Origin of the sequence: Streptococcus parasanguinis (genome assembly GCF_001074805.1) — a bacterium.
GTDB lineage: Bacteria > Bacillota > Bacilli > Lactobacillales > Streptococcaceae > Streptococcus > Streptococcus parasanguinis_A.
In genome coordinates this window covers 1-11040 of sequence record NZ_JUPI01000120.1, presented here as the reverse complement: position 1 = coordinate 11040, position 11040 = coordinate 1, and the positions used below count along the sequence as shown (strand labels likewise).

Annotated in this window: 10 protein-coding genes; 3 read left to right on the top strand and 7 right to left on the bottom strand. The window is 45.3% G+C overall.

What is annotated here, in order from left to right; all coding sequences use genetic code 11:
• Positions 1 to 74: 74 nt before the first annotated feature.
• From fni to ADI76_RS08390, 7 genes are all read right to left on the bottom strand, one after another.
• Entirely contained in the window at positions 75 to 1079 is a 1005-nt protein-coding gene (fni, locus tag ADI76_RS08420; RefSeq protein ID WP_049515782.1) for a type 2 isopentenyl-diphosphate Delta-isomerase, read from the bottom strand.
• The gene (locus ADI76_RS08415) at positions 1076 to 2083 is read right to left on the bottom strand and encodes a phosphomevalonate kinase (protein ID WP_049515780.1); all 1008 of its coding nucleotides are present in this window, start codon (positions 2081 to 2083) and stop codon (positions 1076 to 1078) included. Before ADI76_RS08415 ends, fni begins: the two co-directional genes overlap by 4 nt.
• Entirely contained in the window at positions 2073 to 3023 is a 951-nt protein-coding gene (gene mvaD, locus ADI76_RS08410) for a diphosphomevalonate decarboxylase (RefSeq protein ID WP_049515778.1), read from the bottom strand. The genes ADI76_RS08415 and mvaD overlap by 11 nt, the downstream gene beginning before the upstream one ends.
• Positions 3005 to 3883, bottom strand: coding sequence for a mevalonate kinase (gene mvk / locus ADI76_RS08405; protein WP_049515777.1), 879 nt, complete (start codon positions 3881 to 3883; stop codon positions 3005 to 3007). Before mvk ends, mvaD begins: the two co-directional genes overlap by 19 nt.
• Before the next feature lie 171 nt (positions 3884 to 4054).
• Positions 4055 to 4996: a serine hydrolase domain-containing protein gene (locus ADI76_RS08400; RefSeq protein ID WP_049515775.1), complete on the bottom strand. Its 942-nt coding sequence runs from the start codon at positions 4994 to 4996 to the stop codon at positions 4055 to 4057.
• A gap of 10 nt (positions 4997 to 5006) precedes the next feature.
• Positions 5007 to 5774, bottom strand: coding sequence for a CppA N-terminal domain-containing protein (locus ADI76_RS08395; protein WP_041826459.1), 768 nt, complete (start codon positions 5772 to 5774; stop codon positions 5007 to 5009).
• 107 nt (positions 5775 to 5881) lie between these two features.
• A complete protein-coding gene (locus tag ADI76_RS08390) occupies positions 5882 to 7159 on the bottom strand; it encodes an HdeD family acid-resistance protein (RefSeq protein ID WP_229099264.1) in 1278 nt (425 codons plus the stop codon).
• Positions 7160 to 7260: 101 nt separating this feature from the next.
• On the opposite strand from ADI76_RS08390, the gene ADI76_RS08385 reads away from it, so the two are divergent.
• The 3 genes from ADI76_RS08385 to ADI76_RS08375 all read left to right on the top strand — a co-directional run bounded on the left by ADI76_RS08385 (position 7261) and on the right by ADI76_RS08375 (position 10795).
• Positions 7261 to 9549, top strand: a complete 2289-nt coding sequence (locus ADI76_RS08385; protein ID WP_049515769.1) for a Xaa-Pro dipeptidyl-peptidase — start codon at positions 7261 to 7263, stop codon at positions 9547 to 9549.
• 104 nt (positions 9550 to 9653) lie between these two features.
• Positions 9654 to 10148 carry a DUF536 domain-containing protein gene (locus ADI76_RS08380; RefSeq protein ID WP_003008835.1) on the top strand — a complete coding sequence of 165 codons (495 nt, stop codon included), beginning with the start codon at positions 9654 to 9656 and terminating at the stop codon, positions 10146 to 10148.
• 53 nt (positions 10149 to 10201) lie between these two features.
• Entirely contained in the window at positions 10202 to 10795 is a 594-nt protein-coding gene (locus ADI76_RS08375) for a 3'-5' exonuclease (RefSeq protein ID WP_049515767.1), read from the top strand.
• Positions 10796 to 11040: the final 245 nt, after the last annotated feature.

Genomic DNA, 11040 nt, shown 5'->3' with positions numbered 1-11040 from the left:
CTAAGTCATGGAACTTCGTAGAAGTTCGCTGACGTCCGTACTCACCTAAGGAAAGTTTCTAAAATGATTTTTCTTCATTTTTTCTGTTGCTGAGCTTGCCACAACTTTCCATAGAGGAGATAGTCGACTTCACGGAGCTCTTTCAGGTTCTGACAACCGAGCGCACAAAGGAGCAATCTGAGATCTTCTTTCCATCCTTGGACAAGGGCGATCACTTCTTCAACGCTCTTAGTCTCTACCATCTCAAGAAAAACGCGGGATAGTCCTACGCCACGTGCTCCAAGGACCAAGGCCTTGACCATGTCAAGAGGATGACGGATACCCCCACTTGCGAGGATCTCAACCTGATCCATCTGATCCTGTAACTGTAAGAGACACTGCGCAGTTGATTGTCCCCAATCATCCAGATAAGCGCGATTGCCACCACGACGATTCTCAATATAGGCAAAACTAGTGCCACCACGACCAGAAATATCGACGGTTTTGATCCCAGCATCTAGCGCTGCCTGAACTGTTTTGGGATCCATACCAAAGCCAACTTCCTTCAGGACTACAGGCACTGGAAAGCCCTGCCCATAGCTCTTGAGATGGTCTTTCCAAGTGTGGAAAATCCGCTCCCCTTCGGGCATGAGCAACTCTTGCATCAGATTCACATGGACTTGAAGAAAGAGGGGGTGTAGCTCTTCCACTGTCCGCAAGCCCAAATCTGGCTCTTTATCGATGCCAATGTTGGTTGCTAAAAGAAGATGAGGATGGTCTTTTTTGACCGCATACGATTGATCGTTCGGATCCTTCAGCCCTGCGCTGTAAGAGCCAGTCACAAAGAGAATCCCACAGGCTTCGGCTACTGCTGCCAACTTTTGATTGATCTCTTTGGCCCGTTTACTCCCGCCTGTCATAGCATTGATATAAAAAGGGACCTCCCAATCACGCCCTGCGAAATGGGTTGTCAAATCAATCTCCGCTAGATCCACAAGGGGGAGGGATCGGTGAATCAGCTCGATCTCATCAAAGCTATTATAGGAGGAGCTTTGCTCCAAGGCATAACGAATATGCTGGTCTTTTCGATTTTCGCTCACGAATCTCCCATCCTTTCTTGGTAAATGACTTCAATATTCTTTTTCTTCCAGCGCTTTATCAAGATCTGAGTCTCAACTGGATCAAAACTAAGGGCGATCCCACAGTCGCCTCCTCCAGCACCACTGGATTTGGCACAGGCAAAAAGGTCCTCTGTCGATTCTTGTAGCTCTTTTAGAGCTGGGGTATAGATCAAAGGGTTCAAAGACTTTAGGTTCTTATCGGCGCGTTTGATACTGGTCTTAATGTCCTTTTGGTTCCCTTCACGGAGGCCTTTTTCAAGATTCTTCACTGCGCTCTGGCTCTCCTGAAGAAATTCTTCCTTGATCGCTCCCTTGACCTGGCGGATCAAATCACTTGAAATCGCTGGTTCCTTGGTCCAACCAACCAGAAAATCATAAGAGATGGCTGGCTGGATCGAGCATATCTGGTAGTCCCAATCCAGGACTAAAACTTGTGAAAGAGGCTGAGAAGTCAAGACTTCATGCAACCAAGCCCGATCAAAGGATTGGTAATAAATCAAGTCCTCGTAAGCGATACAAGCCAAATCGCCCATGGAACCATTGTCCCCTCTTTGCACCAAGACCACTGCTGCTAGTCGAAAGAGCAGATCCGGATGTAGGTCTAACTCATACAGAGCAGCCATGGCCTTGATCACGAGCAAGACCACACTTCCGCTGGAACCAATCCCATACTTTTTCCCCTCTTCGCCCAGTGTTCCTCTAAGGTGAAGATCAAAGGGTTTAGGGGCTATCCCCTGATCTTTCAGCCACTCTTCCATAAGCTGAATAGTCTCTTGAATCAAGGCGTAGTCCTTATTTGGGGTCAAATCTACCTTGTAACCAAAAAGGTCTGAGGCTAGCTGGTAGGCTGTTGCTTCTTGGATGGTAGCTGATAGATAAATGGGGATAAACTGAATCACTGCCCCATAGCCAGGTGTTAGCACCGCGTATTCTCCAGCTAGATAGAGCTTGCCTCCGGTCTGTACCTGATACTTAGTCTTCATCTTGAGGATCCTTTGTTTTAGATACGATGGTCCGATAGCGGTCGTCAAATAAAGGCACCAGCTGATCCAAGTCTTCTTCTAAACAGAGAACCTTAACGTTTGGCCCTGCATCCATGGTGAAGTAACAAGCATGGCCTGCAGCGCGAAGCTCACGGACAAAGTCCATAGCTTTGTGGCTTTCTTCTGTCAAGTAGCTAAAGGCTGGAGTGGCTGTTCTAGTCGTCGCATGCATAGCAAGGGCATTGCGCTCTGTCAGCTGACCGACATGTTCAAAATTATTGCCAGCTAGATAGTCCAGCATATCCTTATAATCTTGTCTAGACTCTTCGATCCATTCTTTGAAATTAGTCGAAGTCTCCATGCAGCGTTTCATCCCTTCCCGGCTGGAAACGGGCTTTTGCTTGTCATTGAGAACCAGCATGATCATAGCCAGTTTAAGGTCTGTTTTAACCTTATAAATTTCTCCACTTTCTTTGTCCCAGGCTGCTAAGGGTCCAAAGAAAGACCGTGAAGAAGAACCCGAAGCAAACTTGGCTTTTTGAGCTAATTCCTCCTGACTCAAGCCCAAATCATAATACCGATTGCAAGCCTTGACGAGAGCAGAGAGCCCACTCGAGCTAGAGGACAAGCCTGCTGCGGTTGGCATGTTGTTGCTGGTATCCACTCGAACAAATCCCGCTTCATTTGCTGGCTTCAAGCCATCAATCACAGCTCCAATTTTGGCTTGCTCAGCTGGATGTTGGAATTCCCCATCGATGTAAAATTCATGCGCAGTCGCATCTGCTGGCAAGGGAGAGAGACTGGTCTCTGTATACATATTTTCTAAGGTCAACGAAATCGAACTGGTCGAAGGGACCATCTGTTTGGCATCTTCTTTTCCCCAGTATTTGATAATCGCGATATTGGCATAGGACTTAGCCTTTACAGGTTTTCGATCCATGTATGGTGCGCTCCTTCTTTTTCTAATGCATGGGCAATGGTTGCTGCTTCACGAGAATCCTTGACGAGGGCAATCACACAGCCACCAAGACCGCCTCCGCTCATTTTAGCGCCTAAGGCCCCATTTTCAAGGGCAACGGCGACCAGATGGTCTGCTTTTTCACAGCTGACACCCACGGCTCTCAAGTGCTCATGGCAAGTAGTCAAAGCCTGTCCTAGGTTCGTTAGATCATTCATTTTCAGAGCCTCTTCCACCTGCTGGGTCAACTGACCAATCTCATGGAAATGGGACAAAACTTCCTGCCCCCTGGCTTCAACCTTTTGAATCGCCTCACGGGTATTGCCGTGAATCCCTGTATCTGCAATCACCAAGCTCGCTTTTATACCCAGCTCTAGCGGGTAAAAGCCGACATTCCGGATGAATTTAATGGCTTGATCGCTCAAACAGGTCTTGGCATCGAGCCCACTTGGATTCATATGGGCAATGGTTTCTGCTCGATTGACCAGGATTTCTAAGGTCTCATCATCCAGCTCCTCTTGATAATAGTCAAAAACGGCACGAATGGCTGCGATACTCACCGTCGCAGACGATCCCATCCCCCGTTTTTCCGGTACCATGGACTGAATCCGGCAGCGAATTCGGGCCTCGCGAATCCCGAGGTGCTCAAGAGACGCAAAAACCGCCATGGACAAGGTGTCATCTTCAAACAAAATCCATGGACTGTCTGCCGGGATGATCTGGCAGGTCACTTCGATATGATGGAGTGGCAAGGCAATAGCCGGATAACCATAGACCACCGCATGCTCTCCAATTAAGATAATTTTACTATGCGCCCTTCCGACGCCTATCTCTTTGTTCATATTCATCTCGTTCTATTATGGTCATTACTATTTTAATATAAATCAGCCAAAAAAGCGATGCTTTTGAAGGAAATCCAACCTAAGACGGAGTTCAAAAATGAATCTCCTACCAGTTTCTTTCTCACGGACAGACCGTAAAAGGCCAGGATCCATCATCCTAGCCTTCCATTTCTATTGTTCAAATTCTTGTTTGATCAAATCCATCAAGGAGTTGCGGTCGAGGATCCATTGGGCCCGTTCGTCCTTCTCATAGGTCCGGTTGGACAAAAAGATCACAGCTTCCTGTCTCTTGCGATTGTACATGATGAAGGTTCCAGTATAGCCCGTATGATCCAACCAGTCACCCTCTAGATTCCATCCGAGAGCGCGGGTCTTGCCCTCTTCACGCGCAAAATTCTGAGACAAGTCACGCGCAAAATCCTCCTTCAGATAATGCTCTAAGAAGCACTCTAGATCAGCAACAGTTGAAAAAAGTCCTGCACTTCCCGCATGAGGGCCCAGAACTCTCGCTTTGGGATCATGAACACTTCCAGAAGCAAGGCCACGGACCGTTGGCACCGCCTTTTCGACCGGTCCAAACCGTGTCTCTGTCATCTTCCAAGGTGTAAAAATCAGCTCTTCAAATAAACGATCCAAGGACTGGTGAAACCTGTCTTCTAACCAAAAGCCCAGCAAAAGAAAATTGACGTCGGTGTAATGAAAACTCTTGTCTTCTTTTATCTGCAAATTTTCAAGGGCTGTTTTCAACTGTCTCGCATCCAATTGATCCCGGTTGGGGATAAAAGGATCGAGCCCAGAAGTATGGGTCAAGAGTTCCCGGATGGTCGTCTTCTCATGAGCAAAACGCGGGTAAAGCTCTTTAAAGGGGCGATCGAGTGGAAGCTCCCCTTTCGCATACAAAAAGGCACAGATGGTAGCGACTCCGACGACCTTACTGACACTGGCCAAATCATAGACCAGATCAGCCTCTACTGGCTCTCCTTTTTCAGGGTCCGCAAGTCCTAGATAGTGCTCACTCCACTGACCCTTGCGGTAAAGCCCAAGAGAGGCACCTGGATAGATGCCTTCTTGGATTTGTTCGGTAATTTTTTCGATGATTGCCTTCACGCTCATCACTCCATTCTTATTCTTCATAAGAAATATGGACCTGATCTTGATTGGCTTCAAACCAGAGTTCGATCTGGCTTGGATCCTTGGCAATCAAGAAGGTTCCCTTACGGTGCACAAAATCGACAGCTTCTCCCAAGCGTTCTTTCAAGTCTTCCACATCAAAAGATGCCAATTCGACCTTGATCATGCTCAAATCCCAAGTCACCTTGTTCTCCACTTGGAGATCTTCTCCTTGGGCTTCCTGCAAATGGATAAAGCGGGCAAGATCTGTCAAGCGTCTGTAAAGCTCCTGAGATTGGGCAAGATCAGCCACGTTGACCTCAAGAAAGTCCACATCAAAGTTCGTCAAACCTTTGAAATCTTCGGGAGCTTCTACAAGAGGCGCTTTCTCCAACGGTTCTAGGCTTTCAAGATTTTCTTCAGCATGCACGAAAATGGTATCTCCTTGAGGAGACACAACTTCAAAGGCGCGACCATTAGCTCCTTGGTAAAGGGCGCTTGTTTCTGGCTGGCGGGCCAACAAATAATCAATTTCTTGAGCTTGTGCCACTTTCACCACGATGCGACCCAATTTCTTTGGACCTTCGACCTTACGCGAACGCATACTCGGTGACTCTTCTAAGACGATTTTTTCTACTTTTGAGGCATCTCCTAAAGATAGGAGAGCTCCTTCTTCCACTAATACTTTCATTCCCAATGTCTCTTCATAAAAGCGTTGATTGACATTTCGGTTATTCACTTTCAAGACTGGGATCACTCTTACGATCTGATTTGCTGTCATAACTTCCTCCAAGCTCTTTTTATTGTAAATAATTTTCTGGTTTTTTACAAGAAATTTTGCGCAAGAAAAGACAGATTTCTCAAAATTTAGAATCTGTCTTTCTTTTCTTAATATACTGTTCGTGTATGGACCCGCCCGTTTGGAGCTTCAAATTCGTATTCTAAGTAATCCTGATAGGTCCCTGGTGCAATCACTCCACGCACATCTAATACAGCCGTTCCCGCCTGTCCCACAATGGAATCTGCTAACAGGCAGCAATTCGTAGACAGAACAAAGTAAGATTTAAAACGCGAAGAAGTAAATTTATATAGCTCAGCCCCTAAATCATATTTCAATTTGTAAGCGTAGGTCGGCTGACCGTCTTCCAGTAACCTACTAGGTGGATCCCAAGGTTCTAACAACTGATCAATTTCAGCTAGACGCTTCTCTACTGCCTGATTCTCTTCTTCGGTAAGGGATAGGCTGTAGCCAAACAGCGTCTTTTGACTCTCTTTTTTACATAGTTCGATGTATGGTTCCTTATCCACTTTAAACAGTACGCCATCCCCAATCGTCCCAAATAGACGCTCTGAAAAGGGATCGTAACTTCCGTAAGAAATGACCTTCCCCTGATAACAAATATCTACATGCCCAATCGCTCCAAATAAGTTGCTGTCAGAAGTATGAACCAAAATTTCTAATTCCCTTGCCTCTTCTTCTTTTTTCACCAATCGATAAGGGCCTGTGTGTCCCGCCGAGCTCCCTTTTTGAAGAAACTGGTTAAACCGTTTTAACTCCTTAGCAGGGATAAAGGCTGCAAAGATAACCGGTAGGCTAATACGAAAGCGACGTTTTAACTCTTGGCCTTGTTGGTCTTTGTCAAATAAAATACCATCTCGAATATTAGAAATCCCCAACAAGACCAGATAAGCCCCCAAGAGGATAAATTGGAAGTGCCCATCTGAACCAGGTTCCAAGACAGTTGCTAGACCAAGCCCACCGTTTAAAAGCGCATCCCATAAATAGAGCCAGCCTCCTTTTACCCGATTGGCCTTATAAAGCCAAAATGTGATCCCATAGACAATGGCACTCCCCAACTGATATGCCCCTAAACAAATCACAACTAAGTTTACGGGCAGACTACTCAGTCGATTCAACCAGATCAACGCAAGTGAAAGAAAAATAAACCAAATAGAGTGGCTATAGGAAATAGACTTGCTACGTAACAAAAAGCGAAGAAGAAAGCTTCCTAGTCCATCAACTAAAAAGTAAATGGCTAATAGATCCAAGGAAAATTTGGTGAAACCAACGCCGTTTCGAAAAATGAGAATCCCAAAAATGACGGCAAGAACCCCAAACAATAAGGTCCGTCTTCTTGCAACTTGTTCAAAAGATATTTTTTTCAATATTCCTTCTCCTTATAGACGAAAGGTCTTTAGACAAATACTATTTTATCAAGTATAATATAAGAAGTAAAGAAAAAAGAAACTGATAAAAGGAGCAGTCTATGAAATACAATCAATATAGCTATCTATCTGTTGACCAAAAAGACATTCTTAAGGAACTAAAAGAAATTGGGTTTGACCTTCCCACCCACCTCCCAGAAAAAGAACTGTTTGAATGGTTTGTCCGCAAGGTTTACTTCACCTATAAAGATACAGATTATCCCCTCTCTAACCTAGTGGTGGATTCTAAAACAGACTTTTTAACGTATATCCAATCTGACTGCGAATGGTCTCCGAACATTTTTTACACAGTAGCCCTCCAATTACTCGGTTTCCGCTATTTTATTGATTTTGAAGATACGGATAGCTTCTTGAAAGAAGTCCAATTTCCGATTGAGTATGGAAACTTGGTAGAAAACCTCTATCACCTTCTCAATACTCGAACAGTAAAAGGAAATTTACTCATCGATCAGTTGGTCAGCGATGGCTTGATTCCTGAAGATAACCAGTATCACTATTTTAACGGCAAGAGCCTCGCAACCTTTACGAGCCATGATGTGATCCGTGAAGTGGTCTATGTAGAAAGTCGAATTGATAGCGATCAGGATGGTCTTCCAGATTTGGTCAAGGTCAATATTATTCGCCCTCGCTATGAAGGAAAAATTCCAGCCGTCATGACTGCTAGCCCTTATCACCAAGGAACCAATGACAAGGCTAGTGACAAGGCGCTCTATAATATGAATGTGAACCTCCAGGTCAAAGAACCTCATACCATTCAAGTAGAAGAACCTCAATTAGAATTGGTGGATCCTGTCGGTTCAGCCCAACTAGTCTCTGAGACCGAAGAAACCCTCACTCATATCAACAGCAGTTATACTCTCAATGACTACCTGCTCGCTCGTGGCTTTGCCAATCTCTACGTCTCCGGTCTTGGAACCAAGGATTCCCAAGGCTTGATGACCAACGGGGATTACCGTCAAATCGAGGCCTATAAAAATGTCATCGACTGGCTCAACGGACGCTGTCGTGCCTTCACAGATCATACACGCAAACGCCAAGTTAAGGCTGATTGGTCTAATGGCAAGGTTGCTACGACGGGCTTATCCTACCTAGGGACCATGTCTAACGGCCTTGCGACCACCGGTGTTGATGGCCTAGAAGTCATCATCGCAGAAGCTGGTATTTCCTCTTGGTACAACTACTATCGCGAAAACGGACTCGTGACGAGTCCTGGTGGCTATCCTGGAGAGGATTTTGATTCGCTTGCTGAGTTGACCTATTCCCGCGCCCTTCGGGCTGGAGACTATCTCCGCCACCACGCAGCCCATGTCGCTGATTTGGAAGAGGTTAAAAAGCAATTGGATCGCAAAACAGGAGACTACAATCAATTCTGGCACGATCGCAATTATCTCTTAAATGCAAATCGGGTCAAGGCAGAGGTTGTCTTTACCCATGGCTCCCAAGACTGGAACGTCAAACCCCTTCACGTCTTTAATATGTTCCAGGCTCTTCCAGCAAGCATCAAGAAACACCTCTTCTACCACAATGGTGCCCATGTCTACCTCAACAACTGGCAATCCATTGACTTCCGAGAAAGCATGAACGCCCTCCTCTCTAAAAAATTGCTGGGCTACGATTCAAGCTATGAATTGCCTACTGTCATCTGGCAGGACAATACAGGAGAACAAAGTTGGACTTTCTTGGATGATTTTGGCAACCAAACAAGTCAGCGAACCTTCTCCCTGGGAGATGACGAAAAAGTCATCCAAAACCGCTACGAGACAAAAGATTACGAGCGCTATGGCAAGGCTTATCCGACCTTCTTAACGGACCTCTACCAGGATAAGGCGCAACAGGTGACCATTGACCTGCCAATCGAAGAAGACCTACACCTCAACGGGAAAGCTCGCCTTCACCTGCGACTTCACTCCAGCACCAATAAAGGCCTGCTTTCAGCACAACTCTTAGAGCTTGGAAGCAAGAAGTACCTCCAACCCTATCCTGCAGTCTTATCGGTCCGTACACTGGATAACGGTCGCTACCATATGCTAGACAATTTGACCGAGTTGCCTTTCAAAGAAGCTGGCCAACGAGTCATTTCGAAAGGTTATCTCAACCTCCAAAATCGTCATGATCTCTTAGAGATTGAGACCGTGACGCCAGGCGAGTGGATGGAATTTGACTTTGATCTCCAACCAACCATCTACAAGCTCGAAAAAGGAGCGACCCTTCGCCTGGTCCTTTACACAACCGACTTCGAGATCACTGTCCGTGATCAAACCGATTACCAACTCACCATTGACTTAGCACAATCCAGCCTCCATCTTCCTGAAATGACAGAGGCCCGCTAATCGTGGTCTCAAGGCTTGCCCTTACTCGGCTTCATTTGACAGCTTAGCCTACTTATGTTACTATCTAATAGAGTATTTCATAGAAAAAGATATTAGAGGAAGTTATGGCGATTGAAAAAACTGTCAGCGAAATTGCTGAAATTTTAGGAGTCAGCCGCCAGGCGGTCAATAACCGTGTCAAGGCGCTGGCTCCAGAAGATACCCAAAAAAACGAAAAAGGGGTTACCGTTGTAACCCGTAGTGGCTTGATCAAGCTCGAAGAAATCTACAAAAAAACTATTTTTGAAGATGAGCCAGTCAGCGATGATGTGAAGCAACGCGAATTGATGGAAATTTTAGTGGATGAAAAAAATGCTGAAATCGTCCGTCTTTACGAGCAACTCAAAGCCAAAGACGAGCAACTCGCTAAGAAAGATGAACAGTTGCGCGTGAAAGACGTTCAAATTGCTGAAAAAGACAAGCAATTGGACCAACAACAACAATTGACTTTACAAGCAATGAATGACCGCGACACCTTGAAACTTGAACTCGAACAAGCCAATGAAAAAGTTCAAGAGCAAGAAAGCAAAGGTTTCTGGGCACGCGTTTTCCGTCGATAATCTGGGGCTGGATCCTACCAGTCCCTTTTCTTTTCTACCACAGGAGATTTTCCATGAAAACATTAGAAGATTATATCGCCTTCGATCTCGAATTTAACCAATACGAAGGTGCCTATCAGATCATCCAGGTGTCTGCCGTGCGTTTTACGGACGGTAAAGAAGTCGACCACTACGACTCCTACGTCTACACCGATAAGCCCCTAAAAAGCTTTATTAACGGCCTCACTGGCATAACCCAGGACAAGATCCAAAATGCTCCACAACTAGAGCAGGTCCTCAGTGAATTCAAGGCCTTCGTTGGAGACCGGCCCTTGATCGGATACAACGCCAAAAAAAGCGACCTTCCCATCCTGCTTGAAAATGGCTTGGATCTAGAAGACCAGTACGCTGTCGATGTCTTTGACGAGGCTTTCGAACGTCGTCCATCTGACCTTCATGGCATTAAAAATCTCCAACTCCACACCGTTGCAGCATTTCTAGGAGTCGCAGGAAGATCGCACGATAGCCTAGAAGACGCCCGCATGACAGCTCTTGTCTACCAACAATTCCTCGAATTTGATCAAGGACGCACCCTCCTTGAAGAACAAGAGAACTTCTCCACCAACCCCTTCGGAGGCTTGGACTTATCCGGATTTTTTGATGAATAAAAAGGCTCAAAACTGAGCAGTACTCCTAGAGTTAGATGTTTTCATATCTTTCTTTGGGGGTGCTTTTTATTTCATTTCTGTAAAGATTGACTAAAGTAAATTTTCATCAGACAGATAGGTAGAGTATTTTCAAAAGTCTCAACTTAAAATGATAATTATTAAGAATTTAATTATTTCTAATTTTTTGAATATTCATTGACCAGACTTATTTTTAGATGTATAATGAGCATGTAAAATATATCACA

What these genes read in the sequence shown, in the direction of transcription:
- ADI76_RS08415 (WP_049515780.1), bottom strand. Translation starts at nt 2,083, where the DNA reads ATGAAGACTAAGTATCAGGTACAGACCGGAGGCAAGCTCTATCTAGCT.
- mvaD (WP_049515778.1), bottom strand. Translation starts at nt 3,023, where the DNA reads ATGGATCGAAAACCTGTAAAGGCTAAGTCCTATGCCAATATCGCGATT.
- mvk (WP_049515777.1), bottom strand. Translation starts at nt 3,883, where the DNA reads ATGAACAAAGAGATAGGCGTCGGAAGGGCGCATAGTAAAATTATCTTA.
- ADI76_RS08400 (WP_049515775.1), bottom strand. Translation starts at nt 4,996, where the DNA reads ATGAGCGTGAAGGCAATCATCGAAAAAATTACCGAACAAATCCAAGAA.
- ADI76_RS08395 (WP_041826459.1), bottom strand. Translation starts at nt 5,774, where the DNA reads ATGACAGCAAATCAGATCGTAAGAGTGATCCCAGTCTTGAAAGTGAAT.
- ADI76_RS08385 (WP_049515769.1), top strand. Translation starts at nt 7,261, where the DNA reads ATGAAATACAATCAATATAGCTATCTATCTGTTGACCAAAAAGACATT.
- ADI76_RS08380 (WP_003008835.1), top strand. Translation starts at nt 9,654, where the DNA reads ATGGCGATTGAAAAAACTGTCAGCGAAATTGCTGAAATTTTAGGAGTC.
- ADI76_RS08375 (WP_049515767.1), top strand. Translation starts at nt 10,202, where the DNA reads ATGAAAACATTAGAAGATTATATCGCCTTCGATCTCGAATTTAACCAA.